Source organism: Stenotrophomonas sp. STEN008 (genome assembly GCF_056760435.1).
This window is the reverse complement of sequence record NZ_JBRRET010000025.1, coordinates 1-22,007: the sequence shown is the minus strand read 5'-3', so window position 1 is coordinate 22,007 and position 22,007 is coordinate 1. Positions and strand designations below refer to the sequence as shown.

At 67.9% G+C, this 22,007-nt stretch carries 17 protein-coding genes and 1 pseudogene; 11 read left to right on the top strand and 7 right to left on the bottom strand.

Annotation, left to right across the window (positions count from 1 at the left end; all coding sequences use genetic code 11):
• Window positions 1–39 precede the first annotated feature (39 nt).
• Window positions 40–4,947, top strand: a complete 4,908-nt coding sequence (locus tag ACVOME_RS12700) for an alpha-2-macroglobulin family protein (protein WP_481505155.1) — start codon at window positions 40–42, stop codon at window positions 4,945–4,947.
• A 49-nt stretch (window positions 4,948–4,996) separates the two neighbouring features.
• Window positions 4,997–7,378, top strand: coding sequence for a penicillin-binding protein 1C (pbpC, locus tag ACVOME_RS12695; protein WP_481505154.1), 2,382 nt, complete (start codon window positions 4,997–4,999; stop codon window positions 7,376–7,378).
• A 42-nt stretch (window positions 7,379–7,420) separates the two neighbouring features.
• On the opposite strand, the gene ACVOME_RS12690 is transcribed toward pbpC, so the two are convergent.
• Together ACVOME_RS12690 and ACVOME_RS12685 are read right to left on the bottom strand one after the other, a co-directional pair.
• On the bottom strand, window positions 7,421–7,996 hold the full coding sequence (locus ACVOME_RS12690; protein WP_065182639.1) for a ferritin-like domain-containing protein: 576 nt from the start codon (window positions 7,994–7,996) through the stop codon (window positions 7,421–7,423).
• A 29-nt stretch (window positions 7,997–8,025) separates the two neighbouring features.
• Window positions 8,026–8,508, bottom strand: a complete 483-nt coding sequence (locus ACVOME_RS12685) for a peroxiredoxin (protein WP_065182640.1) — start codon at window positions 8,506–8,508, stop codon at window positions 8,026–8,028.
• 261 nt (window positions 8,509–8,769) lie between these two features.
• Here ACVOME_RS12685 and ACVOME_RS12680 point away from each other — a divergent pair, with 261 nt between their 5' ends.
• A complete protein-coding gene (locus ACVOME_RS12680; protein WP_053518631.1) occupies window positions 8,770–9,654 on the top strand; it encodes a DnaJ C-terminal domain-containing protein in 885 nt (294 codons plus the stop codon).
• Between the two features lie 167 nt (window positions 9,655–9,821).
• On the opposite strand, the gene pilH is transcribed toward ACVOME_RS12680, so the two are convergent.
• Both pilH and ACVOME_RS12670 read right to left on the bottom strand, forming a co-directional pair.
• Complete coding sequence (gene pilH, locus ACVOME_RS12675) at window positions 9,822–10,193, bottom strand: twitching motility response regulator PilH (RefSeq protein ID WP_053518630.1); 372 nt, start codon at window positions 10,191–10,193, stop codon at window positions 9,822–9,824.
• Window positions 10,194–10,281: 88 nt separating this feature from the next.
• A complete protein-coding gene (locus ACVOME_RS12670) occupies window positions 10,282–11,277 on the bottom strand; it encodes a YhdH/YhfP family quinone oxidoreductase (RefSeq protein ID WP_481505153.1) in 996 nt (331 codons plus the stop codon).
• 151 nt (window positions 11,278–11,428) lie between these two features.
• Here ACVOME_RS12670 and hflK point away from each other — a divergent pair, with 151 nt between their 5' ends.
• The 6 genes and pseudogenes from hflK to ACVOME_RS12640 form a co-directional block, all read left to right on the top strand.
• Window positions 11,429–12,562 carry an FtsH protease activity modulator HflK gene (gene hflK / locus ACVOME_RS12665; RefSeq protein WP_164151596.1) on the top strand — a complete coding sequence of 378 codons (1,134 nt, stop codon included), beginning with the start codon at window positions 11,429–11,431 and terminating at the stop codon, window positions 12,560–12,562.
• Window positions 12,559–13,422 (top strand): protease modulator HflC, encoded by an 864-nt coding sequence (gene hflC / locus ACVOME_RS12660; RefSeq protein WP_053518623.1) that lies wholly within the window; start codon window positions 12,559–12,561, stop codon window positions 13,420–13,422. The genes hflK and hflC overlap by 4 nt, the downstream gene beginning before the upstream one ends.
• A 65-nt stretch (window positions 13,423–13,487) precedes the next feature.
• The gene (locus ACVOME_RS12655) at window positions 13,488–13,673 is read left to right on the top strand and encodes a DUF2065 domain-containing protein (RefSeq protein WP_053518621.1); all 186 of its coding nucleotides are present in this window, start codon (window positions 13,488–13,490) and stop codon (window positions 13,671–13,673) included.
• A 276-nt stretch (window positions 13,674–13,949) separates the two neighbouring features.
• Entirely contained in the window at window positions 13,950–15,242 is a 1,293-nt protein-coding gene (locus tag ACVOME_RS12650; RefSeq protein ID WP_053518619.1) for an adenylosuccinate synthase, read from the top strand.
• Between the two features lie 150 nt (window positions 15,243–15,392).
• Window positions 15,393–15,749 carry a hypothetical protein gene (locus ACVOME_RS12645; protein WP_053518618.1) on the top strand — a complete coding sequence of 119 codons (357 nt, stop codon included), beginning with the start codon at window positions 15,393–15,395 and terminating at the stop codon, window positions 15,747–15,749.
• Between the two features lie 72 nt (window positions 15,750–15,821).
• Window positions 15,822–16,085 (top strand): annotated as a pseudogene (locus tag ACVOME_RS12640) (hypothetical protein); the annotation flags it as partial.
• Window positions 16,086–16,188: 103 nt separating this feature from the next.
• Here ACVOME_RS12640 and ACVOME_RS12635 read toward each other — a convergent pair.
• Window positions 16,189–16,830 carry a M23 family metallopeptidase gene (locus ACVOME_RS12635; RefSeq protein WP_481505152.1) on the bottom strand — a complete coding sequence of 214 codons (642 nt, stop codon included), beginning with the start codon at window positions 16,828–16,830 and terminating at the stop codon, window positions 16,189–16,191.
• Window positions 16,831–16,834: 4 nt separating this feature from the next.
• The gene (locus ACVOME_RS12630; protein ID WP_414488319.1) at window positions 16,835–17,794 is read right to left on the bottom strand and encodes a L,D-transpeptidase family protein; all 960 of its coding nucleotides are present in this window, start codon (window positions 17,792–17,794) and stop codon (window positions 16,835–16,837) included.
• A 235-nt stretch (window positions 17,795–18,029) separates the two neighbouring features.
• On the opposite strand from ACVOME_RS12630, the gene ACVOME_RS12625 reads away from it, so the two are divergent.
• Window positions 18,030–20,156: a methyl-accepting chemotaxis protein gene (locus tag ACVOME_RS12625; RefSeq protein ID WP_277380988.1), complete on the top strand. Its 2,127-nt coding sequence runs from the start codon at window positions 18,030–18,032 to the stop codon at window positions 20,154–20,156.
• 55 nt (window positions 20,157–20,211) lie between these two features.
• Here the strand turns inward: ACVOME_RS12625 and ACVOME_RS12620 are convergent, their stop codons facing one another.
• On the bottom strand, window positions 20,212–21,003 hold the full coding sequence (locus ACVOME_RS12620) for a hypothetical protein (RefSeq protein WP_481505151.1): 792 nt from the start codon (window positions 21,001–21,003) through the stop codon (window positions 20,212–20,214).
• Between the two features lie 108 nt (window positions 21,004–21,111).
• On the opposite strand from ACVOME_RS12620, the gene ACVOME_RS12615 reads away from it, so the two are divergent.
• Window positions 21,112–21,903 carry a hypothetical protein gene (locus ACVOME_RS12615; RefSeq protein ID WP_065182649.1) on the top strand — a complete coding sequence of 264 codons (792 nt, stop codon included), beginning with the start codon at window positions 21,112–21,114 and terminating at the stop codon, window positions 21,901–21,903.
• Window positions 21,904–22,007 lie beyond the last annotated feature (104 nt).

Here is a 22,007-nt window from a genome sequence, read left to right as displayed (position 1 = left end):
GCGCGCCTATAATGGCCGCCTCGATCAAGGAGTGACGACATGAGCGGTCCGGCACGGCGCAAGCGGTGGGGATGGGCGGCGGCGGTACTGGCAGGAGGCCTGTTGCTGGGTCTGGCCGGTTGCCGCAACGACAGCGGGCAGCTGCCCAAGGCCAGTGGCGAGGCCATTACCACCCAGGCCGAGCAGGTGAAGGATTTCACCCTGCTGCGCGCCTACCCGGACCAGAAGAATGACGGCCTGTCGCTGGCGCTGGAGTTCTCGCGCCCGCTGGTCGGCACGCAGGATTTCGACACGCTGGTGCGCTTCGAGGAGAAGGTCGGCACCGACGACAGCAGCTGGACCCTGTCCGATGACGGACTGACCCTGCGCTATCCGTTCGTCGAAGCCGGCAAGGAGTTCAGCCTGGTGGTATCGCCGGACCTGCTGGCCGCCGATGGCAGCCGGCTGGGCAAGGAGCTGAAGCAGAAGGTGTTCAGTGGCGAATTGAAGCCGGTGGCCGGCTTCGCCTCGCAGGGCAGCGTGCTGCCGGCCAAGGACAGCCGCGGCCTGCCGGTTGTCTCCGTGAATGTTCCCGAGGTCGACGTCGAATTCCTGCGCGTGCGCGAGAAGGATCTGCCGACCTTCTTCAGCCAGTACCAGCGCGGCGGCCGTCGTGGCAGCTGGGAACTGAGCAGCGACTACGAGCGCAGCCCGATCAATGCGTTGGCCGAGCCGGTCTACGTCAACCGCTTCATCCTCGGCGGCAAGCAGAACGAGCGGGTGCTGACCTACCTGCCAACCCAGGACATCAAGGAGCTGCAGGAGCCGGGCCTGTACTTCGCACTGCTCAAGCGCACGGGCGATTACGAGGGCGAGTTCGACACCGCGTTCTTCTCGGTCAGCGACATCGGCCTGCACACGCGCGCCTACAAGGACAAGCTGTTCGTCCACACCGCCGGACTGAAGGACGGAGCACCGCTGAAGAACGTCGAGCTGCGCGTGCTCGACGGCAAAGGCGAGGTGGTGCTCAAGGGCAGTACCGATGGCAACGGCAATGCGCTGCTGAACTACACGCTCGACGCCACCCACGTGCTGGTGGCCAGCAGTGGTCGCGACACCAGCTTCCTGCCCTTCAACCAGCCGGCCCTGGACCTGAGCGAGTTTGCCGTTGCCGGCCGCGACAATGCCTGGTTCGATGTCTACGCATGGTCCGGCCGCGACCTCTATCGGCCGGGCGAGACCGTGCGCCTGTCCGCGCTGCTGCGCGACAATGATGGCAAGCCGGTCAAGTCGCAGCCGGTGTTCCTGCGCCTGAAGCAGCCCGACGGCAAGACCTTCCGCGAGACCCGCCTGCAGCCGGGCGAGCAGGGCTACATCGCCTTCGAGCAGGTCATCCCGGCCGAGGCGCCGACAGGACGCTGGCAGGTGGAGTTCCGTACCGATCCGGCCAGCAAGGAAGCGATCCAGGGCATGACCCTGCGCATCGAAGAGTTCCTGCCCGAACGGATGAAGCTGGACCTGGACAGCCCGCAGAAGACGCTCAAGCCGGGCGAAGATCTTCGTCTGCAGGCCGATGGCGCGTATCTGTACGGCGCGCCGGCTGACGGCAACCGCTTCACCGCGCGCCTGGCCGTGGCAGCCGAACAGCAGCCGGTCGAGGGATTGCCGGGCTACTTCTTCGGCGACCCGACCCTGCAGCTGCCGCGCGAGGCCAAGGACGTGATCGACACGACGCTGCCGGCCAACGGCCAGCTGCGCGAGGACGTGACGCTGCCGGAAGAAGCAGCCAAGGCCAAGGCGCCGATCGCGGTGGTGCTGTCCGGCAGCCTGTACGAGACCGGTGGGCGGACCGTGACCCGCACCCTGAAGCGGGTGATGTGGCCGGCCAATGCACTGGTCGGCGTGCGTCCGCTGTTCAACCCCGACGATGGTGCCGACTCCAACAGCAACGCACGCTTCGAACTGGTGCGCGTGGACGCGGCCGGCCGGCCGCAGCCGGCCAAGGGCCTGAAGATCACCCTGGTGCGCGAGCTGCGTGACTATCACTGGACCTTCAACGACAACCGTTGGGACTACGATTTCACCCGTCGGTTCGAGAACAAGGAAACCCGCACCGTCGATGCCGGCAGCAGCGCGGTGGCGTTCGATGTCCCGGTCGAGTGGGGCGAGTACCGGGTGGACGTGTTCGATCCGGGCACCGGCCTGACCAGCCGCTATCCGTTCCGTGCCGGCTGGAGCTGGGGCGATGACAATCGCGGTCTCGATGCGCGCCCGGACAAGGTCAAGCTGGGCCTGGACAAGACCGGCTACAAGGCGGGCGATACGCTGCAGGTGACGGTGACGCCGCCGCATGCCGGCAAGGGCATCCTGATGGTCGAGACCGATCGCATGCTGTACGTGCAGGACATCGACGCCAAACCCGGTGCCACCTTCAACATCCCGGTCACCGCTGACTGGGAGCGCCACGATGTCTACATCACCGCGCTGGTGTTCCGGGGCGGCAGTGCGCCGAGCAAGATCACCCCGGCGCGCGCTGTCGGCGTGGTGCACGTACCGATGGACCGCAGGGGCCGCACCGTGGCCGTCGGCCTGGTGGCGCCGAAGCAGATGCGCCCGGAACAGGATCTGCCGGTGACGGTCAGCGCACCGCAGCTGGCCGGCAAGGCTGCGCACGTCACCGTGTCGGCGGTGGATGTGGGCATCCTCAACATCACCCGTTTCCCCGTGCCCGATGCCGGCGCGCACTTCTTCGCCCAGCGCCGCCTCGGCATCGATGCCTATGACATCTACAGCCGGGTGATCGAGAGCTTCGACGGCGGCGCCGGCAAGCTGAAGTTCGGCGGTGACATGGCGCTGCAGTCCCTGCCTCAGGCCAAGCGGCCGACCGCGCGCGTGCAGACCGTGGATCTGTTCTCCGGCCCGGTACAGCTTGATGCCAAGGGCAATGCCCGCATCCGCCTCAAGGTGCCGGACTTCAACGGCACGCTGCGCGTGTCGGCGCTGGTGTACAGCGATGACCAGTACGGCAAGCGCGACGTGGAAACGGTGGTGCGCGCACCGATCCTGGCCGAGGCCAGCATGCCGCGCGTGCTCGCCCCGGGCGACCGCAGCACCGTGACGCTGGACGTGCAGAACTTCACCGGCAAGCCCGGCCAGTTCAACGTGCGCGTGGACAGCGAGGGACCGCTGGCCCTGGGCGAGGGCAGCCGCAGCTTGCAGCTCAACGCCGATGCGAAGACCACGCTGAGCTTCCCGCTGTCGGCACGCGAAGGCCACAGCGTGGCCAAGGTGCGGGTGCGTGTGGAAGGCAATGGCTTCAAGGCCGACCGCCGCTACGACCTGCCGGTGCGTGCGGCATGGCCGCAGGTGCTGCGCTCGCAGGTACGCACGCTCGACCCGCTGGCGGCGGTCAGCCTCGACAGCGGTCTGGCCGATGGCCTGATGTCCGAGTCGGTCAATGCGCGCCTGCTGGTCAGCCCGCTGCCCCCGATTCCGTTTGCCAGTGCTCTGCAGGGCGCGCTGAATTACCCGTATGGCTGCGCCGAGCAGACCACCAGCAAGGGCTACGCTGCGCTGATCCTGGATCAGGCCACGTCGTCGATGCTCGGCGCAGACGGCCTGGATGCCAAGACCCGCCGCGAACGCATGGAGGGCGCGTTCGGCCGCCTGGCGTCGATGCAGGTGGCCAACGGCAACTTCTCGATGTGGGGCGACGATGGTTATGTGAACCCGTGGCTGACCCCGTACATCGCCGAGTTCCTGCTCGATGCCCGGGATGCCGGCTTCGCCGTACCGGACAACGTGCTGCAGAAGGCACTGAACCGTCTCAGCGAGGATCTGCTGTCCGGCGGCAACCCGTTCTACGGGCAGGATGAGCGCGAGAAGCTGAAGTTCGCCAACCAGGCGTATTCCGGCTACGTGCTGGCCCGGGTCAACCGTGCGCCGCTGGGTACGCTGCGCACGCTGTACGACAACGAGCGCAGCAAGGCGGTCGGCGGCCTGTCGCTGGTCCACCTGGGCGTGGCGCTGTCGCTGCAGGGCGACGCCAAGCGTGGCCAGGCCGCGTTGGAAGCTGCCTTCGCCAAGTCCAGCAGCGAGCGCCCGTCGTACTTCGGCGACTACGGCAGCGCGATCCGTGATGATGCGCTGATGATCGCGCTGACCCACGAGAACAAGCTGGCGAAGCCGGCATGGGATGCGCGTGCGGTCGATCTCGGCCGCGGCCTGGATGCGCGCCGCAACGCCGGCTGGATGTGGCTGAGCACGCAGGAGCAGGTCGCCATCGCCCGTCTCGGCAAGGCGCTGGCGGCCAACCAGAAGGCGCTGGTGGCCGGCGAGCTGGTCATCGGTGGCAACAGTGAATCGATCGGCGAGCGCAAGCTGTTCGGGCGCACCTTCAGCGCCAGCGAACTGGCCAGCGGAGTGCGCTTCACTCCGCAGGGCCAGCCGCCGATGTTCGCCAGCATCGATGTGGCCGGCATCCCGCGCAGTGCGCCCGCGCCGGACAACGGTGTGATCGGTGTCGAGCGCAGCTACTTCGGTACCGACGGCAAGCCGTGGTCGCCGCGCCCGCTGAAGGAAGGCGAAGCGTTGATCGTGCGGGTCACCGTCAGTGCCGACACCACCATGCCGGATGCGCTGCTGACCGACCTGCTGCCGGCCGGCCTGGAGATCGAGAACTTCAACCTGGGCGATGCGAAGCAGTGGGCGGACGTGGTCGTCGATGGCATCACCATCAGCGACCGCGGTGACGCGGCCGATACCAAGCATGAGGAGTTCCGCGACGACCGCTACGTGGCAGCGCTCAAGCTCTCGCGCGGCGGAAAGGCCAATGTGTTCTACCTGGTGCGTGCGGTGACCCCGGGCACCTACTCGGTGCCGCCGCCGCTGGTGGAAGACATGTACCGGCCGCAGCTGCGTGGCGTCGGCCGCAGCAACCCGACCACGATCACGGTGGTGCAGCCGTGACCGCGCGGACGGGCCGCGACGGCGCGGCCCGTCCTGCTGGCAACCTGCAATGAAGAACGCGATGACGACCCGGCGGGCGGACCTGCGCCGCCGGCTGCGGCCGCTGTGGCCGTGGCTGCGCTGGGGAACGGCGGGTCTGCTGACGCTGCTGCTGGTACTGGACGTCGTTTTCCCGCCGCCACTGCCGAAACAGCGCGACACCAGCACCCTGGTGGTGGCTGCCGACGGCACGCCACTGCGTGCGTTCGCCGATGCCGAGGGCGTGTGGCGCTATCCGGCCTCGATCGACAGCGTCTCGCCGTTGTACCTGCAGGCGTTGTTGACCTACGAGGACCGCTGGTTCTGGCGCCATCCGGGCATCAACCCGCTGGCGATCCTGCGTGCCGGCGGCCAGCTGCTGCGCGGCGGCCGCATCGTTTCCGGTGGCTCGACCCTGACCATGCAGGTGGCACGCATCCTCGACCCGCATTCGCGTACCCCGTGGGGCAAGCTCAAGCAGGTGCTGCGGGCCCTGCAGCTGGAAGTGCATCTTTCCAAGCGGGAGATCCTGGCCCTGTATCTGGAGCGTGCGCCCTACGGCGGCACCATCGAGGGCGTGGAGGCTGCCAGCTGGGCCTACCTGGGCAAGCCGGCCGCGCAGCTGTCACATGCCGAGGCCGCGTTGCTGGCGGTGCTGCCACAGGCACCCAGCCGCCTGCGCCCGGACCGCCATCCGGAAGCGGCGCAGAAGGCACGTGACAAGGTGCTGGCACGCATGGCCGAACGGGGGGCGTGGACACCGGATGAGGTGGAGGATGCACGCATCGAGAACGTGGTGGCGCGGTCGCTGCGACCGCCGCTGCATGCGGCATTGCTGGCGCAGCGGCTGCATGCGGCACACCCCGGCCAGGCGCGCATCCGGAGCAGCATCGACATCGGCCTGCAGCGCACACTGGAAGAGCGCGTGGCCAGCTATTTCTCGAGCCTGCCGGAGCGGACGTCGGCGGCATTGCTGGTGGTCGACAACCAGACCCTGCAGGCGCGCGCCTACGTGGGAACGCTGTCCTTCGGCGACCGCCAGCGCCTGGGCCACGTCGACATGGTGCAGGCCTGGCGCTCGCCGGGTTCGACCCTCAAGCCGTTCCTGTACGCGATGGCGCTGGATGACGGCCTGATCCACTCGGAGAGCCTGCTGGTGGACGCGCCGCAGAGCTTCGGCAGCTACCGTCCGGGCAACTTCGACATGGCGTTCAATGGCCCGATCGGCGCCTCCAGTGCGTTGCGTCTGTCGCTCAACGTACCCTCGGTGGACCTGCTGCAGCGGGTCGGCGCCGCGCGCTTTGCCGCGCGCCTGTCACACGCCGGCATCCAGCTGCGTTTTCCCGCGGGCAGCCCCCCCAATCTCTCGCTGATACTCGGTGGCACCGGCGCGAGGCTGGAAGATCTGGTCGGGGCATTCGCCGCACTGAACCGCAACGGTATCGCCGGCCGCGTGCGCTACACCGATGACGAGCCGATGATCGAGCGGCGGCTGGCGTCGCCGGGGGCGAGCTGGATCGTACGCGAGATGCTGGAGTCGAACCCGCGTCCGGGGTATGGCGTGGGCACCTTCGATGTGGGAGGGCGCCCCCGCGTTGCCTGGAAGACCGGGACCAGTTACGGCTACCGCGATGCCTGGGCCATCGGCAGCACGCGGCATTACACCGTGGGCGTATGGGTGGGGCGGCCCGACGGCACGCCCCTGCCGGGCCAGTACGGCGCGGTCACCGCGCTGCCGCTGATGTTCGAGGTGGTCGACAGTCTGCCGCGCCAGCGTGGCGATTCGGCGGCGGCACCGATGCCGGCCAGCGTCAGCCAGGGCGACATCTGCTGGCCGACCGGTGAACGCGCCGAAGGATTGCCGCCGGCCGTGTGCCAGCGGCGGATGCCGGCGTACCTGCTCGACGGCGCCGTACCGCTCACGTTCCCCGAGCGCGAAGCCCGGCGTTGGCAACCGGGCCGTCAGCGCTACCTGGCAGATGCACGCACCGGTCTGCGCGTCTCGGCCGATTGTCGTCTGCCTCATGAGGAGGTGGCGCGCGAAATCGCCCGTTGGCCGGCGCTGCTGTCGCCGTGGCTGCCGAAGGCGACCCGGGAGCTGTCGCAGCTGCCGGCGCTGTCACCGGACTGCCGCGACGATGGCCGTGAGGCCAGCGTGGCGCTGCACGTGGACGGTCTGAATGACGGGGCCACGCTGGCGCGCGCGCCCAATGCCGAACACGGCGTGCGCCTGCAGCTGCGCGCGCTGGGCAGCGAGCAGGCAGTGGACTGGCTGCTGGATGGCCGCTGGATCGCACAGACCCGGGGATCTCAGCTGATGCAGCGCGAGTTCGCCGAGCCGGGCGCCCATACGCTGACCGCACTGGCCGCCGATGGCGCATGGACGCAGGTGCGTTTCAACGTCCTCCGGTAGGTGCCGGCCCCGGCCGGCACGCGATATCCGATACGTGCAGCGCTATTCCCCGATCCACCCGTCCAGCAGGTCGGCGAACTCATCGGCGTGTTCTTCCTCCTGCGCCAGGATCTCCTCGAGGATGCGCTTGGTGGTCGTGTCGCGATCACCGATGAAGTCGATCATCTCGCGGTAGCTGTCGATGGCGATGCGTTCGGCGACCAGATTCTCGCGGACCATGTCACGCAGGTCGCTGCCCTCCTTGTACTCGGCATGCGAACGCGCGCTCAGCGTGTCCGGATTGAGGTCCGGCTCGCCGCCGAGCTGGACGATGCGTTCGGCCAGCTTGCCAGCATGCGCCTGTTCCTGCTGCGCATGCTCAAGGAACTCGGCCTTGACCGCATCGGCCAGCATCCCCTTGGCGGTGAAGTAATGCCGGTAGTAGCGCAGCACGCAGACATACTCGGTGGCGAGGGCGTCGTTGAGCAGCTTGATCACGGCCTTGCGGTCGGCACTGTAGCTTTCGGTGATCGCGCCATCTTCAAGATTGCGCCGCGCGCGTTCGCGCAGGACCTTGCGGTCGCTGATGCCGGGAAGCGGGTGGGCAGACGTGTTGGCGTTGGCTGGCGTATTGGACATGGCTGGCCGTTTCCTCTTGCGGTGGAAGATCAGGTGGGCAGGTGCTCCAGCACGTACTCGGCCGAGGACACTTCGAACTGCCCGGGCTGCTCGATCCAGGCCGCGCGGACGACGCCGTCGTCCACGTACAGGGCAAACCGGCGCGAGCGGATGCCCATGCCCGAAGCACTGGCATCCAGTTCCAGGCCCAGCGCGCGGGTCAGTTCGGCATTGCCGTCGGACAGCATCAGCAGGCCCTCGGGTACGTGCTGGTCAGCGGCCCAGGCCTTCATCACGAACGGATCGTTGACCGCCATGCAGTAGACCTCGATGCCGCGCTGGCGGAACGCCTCGAACTTCTCGACGAAGCCGGGCAGGTGGCGGGCGGAGCAAGTGGGGGTGAAGGCGCCGGGCACGGCGAACAGCACCACTTTGCGGGCGTCGAACAGCGAGTGCGTATCGAGCGTCTCGATGCCCTCGCGGATGCGCTTGAGGGTCACTTCCGGAATGCGGTCGCCGACATGGATGGTCATGATGGACTCCTTGCTGGGGCAGGCTAGTGGGCGGGATGGGACAGGGGCGTCAAGACATTGGAAACCCCGCGTGCAGGCCCCATCTTCAGGGGGCACGCGCCAGGGTTCCAGCCACAGCGTGGCGCAGGCCGATGGCAGGCGCATTGCGCAGGATCAGTCGGCCTCACCGGGGCCGCACGAGGGGCGGCGTAGCATCGCCGGCGCGTAGAATGAACCCGGGGCGGCGCCACCGGCGCGGCCGAAGCGAATCGAGGTAGCTGGATGGAATTCAAGGATTATTACGCCACCCTGGGGGTGGAACCGAGTGCGGGTGATGCGGAGATCAAGACCGCATACCGCCGGCTGGCACGCAAGTACCACCCGGACGTCAGCAAGGAGGCCGGGGCCGAAGACAGGTTCAAGGCGGTCAATGAAGCCTATGAGGCGCTGCGCGATCCGGAAAAGCGCGCGGCCTATGACCAGCTGCGCGCGCAGGGCTACCGGCCGGGCGAGGAATTCAATGTGCCGCCGAACTACGGTGGCGGTGGCTTCAATTTCGAGGAAGTGTTCGGCGGTGGTGGCCCCAATGGCGGCTTCAGCGACTTCTTCGAGAGCCTGTTCGCCCGCCAGCGCGGTGGCCAGGGACCGGGCCCGGGATTCAGCAGCCAGGGGCATGCACCCAACCGCGATACCCGCGCCAAGCTGTCGGTGCCGCTGGAGGCCGCCTACAACGGCGACAGCCTGCGCATCACCGTCAACGGCAGGCAGCTGGATGTGCGCGTGCCCAAGGGCATCCGTCCCGGCCAGGTGATCCGTCTGGCGGGGCAGGGCAACCACGGTGGCAACCTGCTGCTGGAGGTGGAGTACGCCGCACACCCGCAGTTCGAGGTCGATGGCCGCAACATCCTGTATTCGCTGCAGGTCACGCCCTGGCAGGCGGCGCTGGGCACCAGCATCAGCGTGCCCACGCTGGGCGGCGCGGTGGAGCTGAAGATTCCGGCCGATTCCGAAGCCGGTCGCAAGCTTCGCCTGCGCGGCCGCGGCCTGCCGGGCAATCCCGATGGCGATCAGATCGTCGAGCTGGAGATCATTGCCCCGGCCGCCACCGACGAAGCGCAGAAGAAGGCATACCGCAACCTGGCCAAGGCCTTCGGCGAATCAATCTGACGCCCTGTGCAGCACCCTCGGTGAATCAACCCAGGGGTAGCGGGGCGGGGGGGGCCCCCCCGCCCCCCCGCCCCCCCCCCCCCCCCCCGCCCCCCCCCCCCCCCCCCCCCCCCCCGCCCCGGCCCGCCCCCCCCCCCCCCCCCCCCCTACCCGCGCATGCTGCGGCTTCAGCCCTGCCCGGCGAACACCCGCTCCAGCACCTCGGACAGCTCATCTTCCGAGAACGGTTTGGTGATGTAGGCCTTGGCGCCCTGGCGCATGCCCCACATACGGTCGGTGTCCTGGTCCTTGGTGGTCACCAGGATCACCGGGATGTGCCGGGTCGCCTCGTCGCGGGCGAGGGTGCGGGTCGCCTGGAAACCGTTGAGGTTGGGCATGACCACGTCCATCAGCACCAGATCGGGCAGCTCGGCACGGGCGGCTTCCACCCCGGCGGCGCCATCGGTGGCGGTCAGGATCTGGTGCCCGAGCTTCTCGACGATGCGCTGTATCCCCAACAGCTGCGACGGTGAGTCGTCGACGATCAGAATGCGTGCCATGTTGTTCCCCAGGTAATGCCCGCAGTGTAGTGCGGGCGGATTACCGGCGGGAGGGCGGCGCCTGCCGTCCGTCGCCTGCCTGCAACGTTCAGTCGATCCGTACCACCGTGCGTCCCAGCGAGCCGCCGGCCAGCATGCGCTCGAACACCGCCGGCAGCGCCTCCAGGCCGACTTCCGCCGTACAGATCTGCTGCAGATGCTGCGGCTTCCAGTCGTCGCCCAAGCGCGCCCAGACGGTTTCGCGCAGGGCGCGTGGCGCGTTGGCCGAAGAAACGCCCAACAGCGATACGCCACGCAGGATGAAGGGCATCACCGTCATGTCCAGCTTCGGGCTGGCGGCGAGGCCTGCGCTGACCACGCTGCCGTAGGGCACGGTCTGCGCCAGCAGGCTGGCCAGCATGTCGCCGCCGGCATTGTCCAGGCCCCCGCCGAAGCGCCCGGTCTGCAACGGGCCGGTATCGGCCAACGCCTCGCGTGGCAGAACCTCGCTGGCGCCGATGTCGCGCAGGAAGCGGGCCTGCTCCGGCTTGCCGCTGATGGCGTGCACGGTATAGCCGGCGCGGCTGAAGATCGACAGCGCCAGGGCACCCACGCCACCGCTGGCGCCGGTCACCGCCAGCGGGCCCAGATCCGGGGTCTGCCGATTGTCCTGCAGGCGCAGCAGCGCCAACGCGGCAGTGAAACCGGCCGTGCCCAGCACCATCGCCTCGCGCGGGCTGAGCCCGGGCGGCTGCGCGATCACCGCACTCGACTCCAGCCGCACGTACTGGCTGTAGCCGCCGTCGCGGGTTTCGCTCAGGCCGCAGCCGGTGGCCAGCACGGCGTCGCCCTCGCGCCAGGCGGGGTCGGTGGAGGCCACGACCGTGCCGGCCACATCGATGCCGCCCACCAGCGGGAAGCGGCGCAGGATCCGGCCCTTGCCGGTGCCGGCCAGGGCGTCCTTGTAATTGACCGAGGACCACCGGGCGCGGACCAGCACCTGCCCGGGGTTGAGGTCGTCGACCCCCAGCCGGGTCAGTCCGCTGCGGTAGCCGGCGTCGTCGCTTTCGATGCGGAAGGCGGTGAACGGGGTGGTGGGGACCATCGGCGTGCCTGACTTCGAGGAAAACGCCACCTTACCCCGTTCGCCCCCTTTCGATCCTGCCGATCCGCCCCATCTTGTATGATCGGTGATGGTTCACGGCTGGCGCCGCGGGAAGGGCCCGCGCCGCAGCCCATATCTTGATGGAGCGTGCATGGCCTGGAATACACCCGGCGGCAACAAGGGCGGACAAGGCCCCGAGGACAATCGACGCGGGCCGTTCGGGTCGCGCGGCGGTGGCAATGGTGGTGGCTGGGGCGGGCTGCCCGGGCCGTTGAAGGATCTGTTCGATGGCGGCATCGTCCGCTGGGTGGTGGCAGCCCTGGTGCTGCTGGTGCTGTTCTCCAGCTTCCAGCTGATCGGCGAGCAGCAGCGTGGCGTGGTGCTGCGCTTCGGCCAGTTCTCGCGCATCCTGCAGCCCGGACCGAACTTCAAGCTGCCGTGGCCGATCGAGTCGGTCACCAAGGTCAACGCGACCGAGATCAAGACCTTCTCGATCCAGGTTCCGGTGCTGACCCGCGATGAGAACATCGTCAACGTGTCGTTGAACGTCCAGTACCGCATCGATGATCCGCAGCAGTACCTGTTCGGCACGGTCGATGCCAACCAGGTGCTGGAACAGTCGGCCCAGAGTGCCGTGCGCGAGGAAGTCGGCCGTGCCGATCTCAACGCCGTGCTGAACAACCGTGGCCCGCTGGCCGTGGCTGCCGAGGAGCGCCTGCAGGCGCTGCTGCGCGCGTTCAAGACCGGCCTGACCGTGACCGGCCTGACCCTGCAGGACGCCCGTCCGCCGGAGGAAGTGAAGCCGGCCTTCGACGAGGTCAACGGTGCGCAGCAGGTCAAGGAACGCCTGATCAACGAAGCCCAGGCCTACGCCGCCAAGGTCGTGCCGGAAGCACGAGGCCAGGCCTCGCGCGCCCGTACCACCGCCGAAGGCTACAAGCAGGCCGTGGTGTCCAAGGCCGAGGGTGATGCACAGCGCTTCAGCCTGCTGCAGGCCCAGTACAAGGATGCGCCGGACGTGACCCGCAAGCGCCTGTGGCTGGAAACGGTGCAGCAGGTGCTGAGCGAGAACCGCAAGGTGATCGGTGGCGATGGCCGCCAGCTGATCTACGTGCCGATGACCGGCGATACCCGTCCTGCGACGTCGGCCGCCGGCGTGCCGAATCCGGACGTGGTGATGCCTTCGTTGCCGGGTACCACGGCGGCGGAACCTTCCCGTGATCCGGGCCGGCCCACGGGCCGCCCGACCGGGCGACCGAGCGGCCGTGAGGAGGGCAGCCGATGAAGAGTCCAATCTGGATCGCCGTGATCGTGGCGGTGGTGCTGGGCCTGCTGGGCTCGGTGTACGTGGTCCGCGAGGACCAGACCGCCATGGTCCTGAACCTGGGCAAGGTAGTGCGCTCGGACATCAAGCCGGGCCTGCACTTCAAGCTGCCGATCGTGGAAACGGTGAAGGTCTTCGACCGCCGCTTCCAGGTGCTTGATACTGCCCCTGCGCGTTACTTCACCGCCGAGCAGAAGGACGTCAGCGTCGACTTCTTCGCGATCGGCTACATCTCCAACGTGGGTGACTACTTCCGTGCCACCGGCGGCGATCCGCGCATCGCCAATGCCCGCCTGGCACCGATCATCACCGACTCGCTGCGCAACCAGATCAACTCGCGCACCCTGCAGCAGTTGGTGTCCGGCGACCGCAGCGAGCTGATCGCCGAGCAGCTGAAGGGCATCAACGAGGCGGTGGCGGGGCTGGGCATGCAGATGATCGATCTGCGCATCAAGCAGGTCGATCTGCCGACCGACAGCCAGGTCATCAACGACGTGTATGAGCGCATGCGCGCCCAGCGCAAGCAGGAGGCCGCCAAGCTGCGCGCCGAAGGCGAGGAGCAGTCGCTGACGATCCGCGCCCAGGCCGACCGCGACAGCACCGTGCTGATCGCCGAAGCCGAGCGTGATGCCCAGCGCCTGCGCGGTGAAGGTGATGCCGATGCCGCGCGCATCTATGGCAAGGCCGGTTCTGCCGATCCGGCGTTCTACGCCTTCTACCGCAGCCTGGAGGCCTACCGTGGCTCCATGACCGATGGCAACGGCGTGATCGTGCTCGACAAGAACGACCCGTTCCTGCAGTACCTCAAGAGCGATCGCTGAGGTCGCACGCACTACCCACGGGGCCCGGCCAGATGCCGGGCCCCGTGCCATTTCTGGAGTTCCCGATGAAAGACCTGTTCGCGGCCGTGTGCCTGGTCGCGGTGCTGGAAGGCCTGTTCCTGTTCGCGGCCCCGCTGGCCTGGAAGCGCATGGCCGAGCGCCTGCTGGACCTGCCTGGACCGGCCCTGCGCAGCTTTGGCGGCCTGATCCTGCTGGCCGGCCTGAGCCTGCTGTGGTGGGCACGGCATTAGCAGCGGGTCATATTCCTTTCCGCAGGAAAGGGATCTGACCCCGTTTCGGGCCCCTGACCGCTGGGTGAAGCCGTCCGTCGGAAAGGTGGCACCCGACCCCGGAAACCCGGATAATGCACAAAAGCCGGACGGGCCTCCCCCGTTCGGCTTTTTCCGTGTCTGGGCCATCCATCGCCGGCCGCTCCCCGTTTGGAGCCGCCATGACCGCGCTGGGCACCCCCGCCACGGTTTACCCGTCCGCGGCCCCGATGGCCGCAACAAATCGAGGAGCCCGTCATGGGTCAGTCTGTCGTAGTGTTGGGTGCCCAGTGGGGCGATGAAGGCAAGGGCAAGATCGTCGATCTGCTCACTGAGGAAATCGGCGCGGTCGTGCGCTTCCAGGGCGGCCACAATGCCGGCCACACGCTGGTCATCAACGGCAAGAAGACCGTCCTGCACCTGATCCCGTCCGGCATCCTGCGCGACGACGCACTGTGCCTGATCGGCAACGGCGTGGTGATCTCGCCGGCCGCGCTGCAGAAGGAAATCGCCGAGCTGGAAACCTCCGGCGTGGAAGTGCGTTCGCGCCTGAAGATCTCCCCGGCCGCGCCGCTGATCATGCCGTACCACATCGCCCTAGACCAGGCGCGCGAACGCGCTGCCGGCGGCAAGGCGATCGGCACCACCGGGCGTGGCATCGGCCCGGCCTACGAAGACAAGGTGGCACGTCGCGGCATCCGCATCGCCGACCTGCATTACCCCAAGCAGCTGGAAGAACTCCTGCGCACCGCGCTGGATTACCACAACTTCGTGCTGACCAAGTACCTCAACACCGACGCGATCGACTTCCAGAAGACCTACGACGAGGCACTTGCCTTCGGCGAGTACGTCGAGCCGATGAAGTCCGACGTCGCCGGTATCCTGCACGACCTGCGCAAGCAGGGTAAGCGCGTGCTGTTCGAAGGCGCGCAGGGCGCGCTGCTGGACATCGACCACGGCACCTATCCGTACGTCACCAGCTCCAACACCACCGTCGGCGGCGCACTGGCCGGCGCCGGCGTGGGTGCCGATGCGATCGACTACGTGCTGGGCATCGCCAAGGCCTACGCCACCCGCGTCGGCGGCGGTCCGTTCCCGACCGAACTGGACGATGAGATCGGCCAGGGCATCCGCGACCGCGGTGCCGAGTACGGCGCCTCGACCGGCCGTCCGCGTCGCTGCGGCTGGATGGATATCGTCGCGCTCAAGCGCGCCGTGGCCATCAACGGCATCAGCGGCTTGTGCATCACCAAGCTGGACGTGCTGGACGGCATGGAGAAGCTGAAGGTCTGCATCGCCTACGAATACCGCGGCAAGCGTACCGAGTACGCACCGCTGGACGCGCAGGGCTGGGAAGAGTGCACCCCGGTGTACCTGGAGTTCCCGGGCTGGAGCGAGAACACCCACGGCATCACCCAATGGGATGACCTGCCGCCGGCCGCGCGCGCCTACCTGCGTTCGCTGGAGGAGCTGGCGGGCTGCCCGATCAGCATCGTCTCGACCGGCCCCGATCGCGACCACACCATGGTCCTGCAGGATCCGTTCGCCTGAGGTAGCGCCGGGCCATGTCCGGCGTGGTGGTAACGCTGTTCAATTGAAAAAAGAGCGCCGCGACTCCCTGTGGGGTCGCGGCGCTTCAGTTTGGGCCGGTTTCATCTGTCGGCGGTGGCGCTGTCAAGTACAGCCACGGAAGCCGACACCATGACCGCTCGCAAGACCCCGCCGTTCCATGTTGTTGAGCCCATCAACGACGACGCCAATCCCGCCGACGATCTCAGCACGTTCCAGGGCTGCCTCACCCGCATCCGTGATGGCGAGGGCTCCGATGGCATGTTGTGGCCGGAGGAGAACCTGTCCGACGGACGACGTCAGTCCTTGGCGCGGATCGACCGTGCGGCCGTGGGCATCCTCACCGCGGTGGAGATGCTGCATGCGGCCAACCGTTGCGCCACCACGGCGACGCCGCGCAGGCACCTGGACGAAGGTGGGGTGGAAGGGCTGTTCTTCGCCTGCCGCGAACTTGCCGAGCCGGTCTGCAGAGAAGTCAGGCCGGCCTGACGCCCTTCCGCATGTGCGATGCCTGGCCTCGCCATCTGGCGAGGTATCGGGTGGGTTCACGCGCTTCAGACTGACTTCCGCGCTGGCGCGCGTTCGGGCGTGCCGGGCTCCGGCATCACCCGCGCTGGAATCGGTTGAGTCCGCTGGAATTGCCGCCTCGTACTTCGGCTATGGGCGCGGCGACGCACGTCCGCGCGGGCGTTCCTGGCTGCGGCTGACCGTGCTGGAGGTCTGTGGCCGTTCTTCTTCTGGCAGCCCCTGGCACTGCTGTTACTGATTGCCGGTGGCGGGCTGGCGACCGCCAGCATCGCGCTGCGGCGGTGGCGACGCCGGTAGCGCCGGGCCATGCCCGGCGGGGTACTTGTCAGATACCCAATACGGCTAGGATCGTGCCCAAATCGGGCATCACTGCGACTGGCTCTGCCACGCGGCACACGCGCTACCCTCCCGCCTGCAACAGCGGGTACGGATTGATCGATTCCCCCTTCCACCACTGCTTCTCCGGCCCCAGCACGTGCACTTCGAAATGCAGGTGCGGGGCCTCGGCGCTGGCGTTGCCGGTGCTGCCTACGTAGCCAATCACCTCGCCACGCTTGATCACCTGCTTTTCGGCCAGGCCATCGGCATAGCGTTGCAGGTGGGCGTAGTAGTAGCACCAGTGCCCGCTCGGCTCGAACTGGTAGATCGTCAGCCCCCCACGCTTGCTGTCGAACAGCTTTTCCACCGTCCCATCGGCCACTGCCAGCACCGGAGTTCCTGCGTCGGCCATGATGTCGATTGCATCATGCACGCGCCCTTCGCTGCGGGCATCGGTGAAGGTATCGCGCAGCTGCGAAGGCAGTACGCCCTGCACCGGCAGCAGCAGGCCGCTTGGCGCATCGGTGGCGCTGGACGGCGGCACCGCCGTGGGAGCCGCAGCGCCCAGACGCGGCGTCGCAGCCGCAACCTCCGGCCCCGCAGCCACCGCAGGTGGTGCTGCAGGCCGGGCAACCGCTACTGGCTCACCCGCATCGCGGCGCAGCCACAAGCCCATTCCCACACCCACCAGCACGCCCAGCACGATGAACTGCGAAAGTCGCATCGGTTCACTCCTGCATCACCACGGGGACAGAGGTATCCACCGCATCGGCCACGCGCAGTGCATCCCAGTTGGTCATGCGCACGCAGCCATGCGATTCAGTCTTGCCGACATGCCCGGGTACCGGCGTTCCGTGCAGGCCATAGTGGGGTTTGGACAGATCGATCCAGACCCGGCCGACCGGATTGTTCGGACCGGGCGGCAGCGTGGCCTTCTTCTCGCCTTTGCGCGCATCCCAGAACAGCTTGGGGTTGTAGTGGAACGGCGGGTCGCGATGGACGCCGAGAATCTTCCATTCACCGATCGGCAGCGGATCGTGCTGGCTGCCGGACGAAACCGGCACCTGTGCGATCACCTTGCCCTGCGCATCCAGCAACTGAAGAGTGGAATCGGACTTGTCGACCACGATCTTCGCCGCCTTCGGCAATGCCGCGGGGGCGATGTTGGGCACCTGGATACGGCTGCCGGCCTTGGCCAGATCGACGCCGGGGTTGAGCAACTTCAGAAGGGCAGGGGACGCGTGGAAGCGTTCACCGAGCGCTTCCTCGACGCTGCTGTAACCCAGCGACTTCAGCTTTGCCTGTGCGGCGGGTTTCTTGGGAATGGACTGGAACGGACCGGCAACATCCTCGGCCGTCAGCGTGTAGTTGGCCAGCGGCGCGATCGTCTCGGCCTGGAGAGCCTCCCAGGTGCTGTCGTCCAGCTCTCCGCTCACCGTCAGGCCGTGTGCCGCCTGGAAGCCGGCCACGGCCCGATGCTGGTTGCTGCCGACTTCACCGTCTATCTCGCCCGGGGAGAAATTGGCGCGATCCAGCAACACTTGGGCGTGCAGCGGCGAGCGGGCTGCTGTATCGGGTCCGGCCTTCTCGGCAATGGGCTCCGGCAGCTGGGCCGGCGGCGGTACCTGCGCGAAGGCGGGCGACACCAGCAAGGACAGGGCGAGCAGGGCGGGGCGGTACACGGGCATGAAGATCTCCGGCAGATGGCAGCTCCACCCTGCCCGCAGAGGCTGCGCAGCCTCCGTGAAAGCAACCTGATGCCGGCATGAGCAGGGCAGCCCCGGCGTGGCTCAGGCCCTTGTCGCAGAAGTACGGGGCGGAGCCTCACCAAGGTGAACGGCTGCCGACGCCCGTGCTTGTTGCCGATCAAGATTGCCGGTGGCGCGGCCGATACGGGCGCATCCCCCCGTTTTGGATGTACCCATGGATTACTTGAGGAATGTCAGGGTTGCCTGGCGTCTTGGGCTGGGCTTTGGCCTGTTGCTGCTGCTGGTCGCGGCCGTGGTGGCCACCGGCGCCACCGCCAGTGTCGTGCAGAAGCGCGCGATGCAGCAGGTGGTCGACGTCAGTGTGGCCAAGGTACGCCTGCTGTCGCAGATGCTCGATGCCAACAACCAGATGATGGTAGTGCGCCGCGAAATGCTGATCCGCCAGGGCGAAGAGCGCGGCAGCGACGAGAAGCGCATTGCCGACCTGGTCAAGCGCTACGAGGCGGATTGGTCCGCCTATCAGGCCCTGCCGGGCGATGCAGAGGGCAAGGCCATCGCTGAAACCATCGCGGCCAAGCGCGCCCTTGCGCGCCCGCTCAACAAGCAGACCAGCGAACTGATGGAGCAGGGCGACTACCCCGCTGCCGTGGCACTGACCCTGGGGCCGGTGCAGGACGCGGCCAACGGCTGGAACAAGGCGTTGTCCGAGGGAGTCGACTTCGAAGAGAAGGAAAGCCGCGAGGCCGCCGCCGAGGCGATCCGCCTGGGTGAACGCAGTCTGCTGCAGTTGCTGGTGCTGGGAGGCGTGGCCCTGCTGGTCGGCATTGCCGCCTCGGTGATGATCGGTCGCAGCCTGACCGGTCCGCTGGCACGCGCGGTGAACCTGGCCGAGCGCCTGTCCAAGGGCCAGCTGGACCAGGAATTCCGCCTCGGCGGCCGTGACGAGCTGACCCGGCTGGGCGAGGCGATGGCCAGCGTGCGGCAGAGCGTGCAGGCCGCCATCGGGGCGCAGATGCACATGGCCGAGCAGCACGAGGCGGGTGCGATCCGCTACCGCATGGACGCCAGCGCGTTTCCGGGCGATTTCGGGCGCATGGTGCAGGCCACCAACAGCCTGGTGGAATCACACGTGCAGGTGGAACTGCTGATGGCCGAGGTCATGCAGCGCTATGCCATCGGCGACCTCAGCCGCGACCTTCCGGACTATCCCGGCGAGAAGGGTACGCTGACCCGCACCCTGGCCGCAGTGAAACAGAGCCTGCTGGCAGTCAACACCCAGATTGACGACCTGGTCCGCGCGGCGCGCGCCGGAGATTTCAGCGTGCGTGGGGATGCCAGTGCGTTCCAGTATCAGTTCAGGGCGATGGTCGAGCAGCTCAACGGCATGATGGCCAGTTCGCAGGCCAGCATCGCCGACGTCTCCGATGTGCTGCGCGCGATCTCCGGGGGCGACCTCACTGCGCGCATGGACGGTCACTACGACGGCGTGTTCGCCCGCATGCGCGACGATGCCAACACCACCACGGCCCAGCTGACCGGCATCGTGCGCGGCATCCAGGACGCTGCCGACAGCATCAACACTGCCGCGCAGGAGCTCGCCGCCGGCAACAGCGACCTGTCGCGCCGTACCGAACAGCAGGCCGCCAACCTGGAAGAAGCGGCGGCATCGATGGAAGAACTGACCTCGACCGTCCGCCAGAATGCCGAGCTGGCCCGCCAGGCCGACAGCGAGGCACACGCTGCCGGCGCGGCGGTGCGGGCCACCGAACAGGCAATGGCACAGATGGCATCTGTGATGGGAGAGATCGATCAGTCCTCGGCGCGCATCTCGGAAATCTCCACGGTCATCGATGGCATCGCCTTCCAGACCAACATCCTGGCCTTGAACGCTGCGGTGGAAGCTGCCCGCGCGGGTGAGCAGGGCCGCGGCTTTGCCGTGGTCGCCAGTGAAGTGCGCACGCTGGCGCAGCGTGCGGGCATCGCCGCCAAGGAGATCAAGGAACTCATCGAAGAGGCGGCAGGCAAGGTGCAGAGCGGTCTGGCGGTCACGGTCGAGTCGGAAGCGGCCATTGCCCGCTTGGCACAGGCCAGCGCACGCACCAACCAGCTGATGAGTGACATCGCTGCGGCGAGCAAGGAACAGGCGGCCGGCATCGAACAGGTCAATCAGGTGGTGGTGCAGATGGATCAGGTGACCCAGCAGAATGCCGCACTGGTGGAAGAAGCCACTGCCGCCAGCCGCGCGCTGGAAGAGCAGGCCAATGCGCTGACCGCGTCGGTCGCGGTGTTCCATATCGAGCAGAGCGGTGCAGTCCGCACGGTGGCAGCACGCGCGGCCTGACCGTCGGCAGCCGCCTCAAGGCACGGGCCGCCACGTGTTCGCGCGTGGTGGCCGGTCAGTCCTGCATGCGGCGGATGCGGCCGTCCTCGATCTTCCAGATCACGTCCTTACCCGTGGAGACGTACAGCGGCGAGCGGGCCCACAGGCTCCAGAACACATGGATCTCGGTCGGTGTCGGGTCCTGCAGATGGGTGATGAACATCGCCGCACCGGGTGGCGCACGCTTCAGCTGGATGCAGCTGTGGGTGAAGGCGCGGCGGAAGACGATCCGACCGTGGGCGATGTCGAGACGATGCGTGCCGCCCAGCGGAACTACGGCAGGATCGGTGGTGGCGGGCAGCAGGTAGACCGTCCACGCATCGGCGGCCGTACCGGGCGCCGGAAGAACCACGCTGTTGTAGGTCTGCGCGCAGGCGTCGAAGGCGCTGTTCAGCGCCAGCGCCCGTGCGGCGGCAGCGCCGGCCTGGTAGGTCGTTGGCGCCGCTGGAACATCCAGAGTCTCGGTTGCGCCGGTCATCCTTCCCTGCGCGTCGGTGGCGGCCCTATACAGGACCACTGCGCCGTCGCCGATCATGCTGACTTCGTAGTGGCTGCCGCGCTGTTCGGTTATCCAGCCCCTTACCCGGGTGTCGCCGCGCATGCCCTGTTCGAGCAGGGCGTCAGTTGCGCGCTCGGCCGCCAGGTCGTGCTCGAACATCTGCCGGCCACGCGCTTCAGCCTGTGCGACGGCCTGCGCGGTACCCACATCGTCCGCTGGCGCGGCGGGAGCCCGCGCATTGCCGGAAACGGCCGGTGACGCGGCGCAGAGCCACGCCAGCAGCCCCCACATGCCAGTCCATCGTTTCATGGCCCTTTCCTCCGCTCTGCGCCCTGCGGCACCGTGGAGTATGCCGCAGGCCGGTGGTCTACCGCGCGCCACCTTTTTCGGCGATGCTCGCTGAAAAGGGGAGCGGGCATGGACAACAGGGAACCGGAAGGGACCTATGGCGATGTGCCGCGGGTGCAGGGCATCGAGGTGGCTGCGGCGCCGCCGGAGCCGGAAGCAGCGACCGACTGGTCGATGCTGCCGCTGACCCGTGGTGATGATGACTCGGCGGTGATGCAGGCGCTGTCCCGCATGCGCCGTGAGCCGGCACTGCTGTTCACCACTGCCTATCTGCTGGTGTCGCTGCTGGGGCTGTGGTGCAGCTTCTGGTTCTACCGGGGATTCGAGCTGTCGATTCTGGATTACCTGCAGCCCAGCGATTTCCTGGTGGCCGGCATCCGTGACCCGGCCTATGCACTGCTGCTGGCTGCGGGCGTGCTGCTGGTGCTGCTGGTGAGCTGGCCGGACACGCTACGGATGCGCAATGCGGCCAAGCTCGAGCAACTGCGCGCACGCAACTGGGCATGGCGGGCGGTGCTCATGCGCTCGGTACTGACCAGCTGGGAGGGCGTAGGTCTGCGGCCGCTGACGGCGATGACCCTGGCCGTGGCCGCTTTCATGGCCATCGGCGCGGCCAACTACGTGCAGGTGCGGGGGCAGCAGATCCGCAACGAGGGACGTGGGGAAGTGATCCGCCTGCAGTTGAACGGCGACGCGGCGCCCTTGCCTGGCACCGCGCGCCTGCTGGGCTCCAGCAGCGCATTCCTGTTCGTCTGGTGGCCGCAGCAGCGACGGGCCGAAGCGATTCCGATAGCTGCGGTGCGCAAGCTGCAGGCGGTGGCCGTGGCGGCACCCGCGCCCAAGGGCCGGGCCGGCGATTGACTGAGCCGTGGGGCCGCCCGGGGGGGGTGGGGGGCCGCGGGGGCCCCCGCCACCGGCGCGGCCCCCACGCCCGGGTGGCCCCGGGGCGGCCGGCTGGCTAGAAA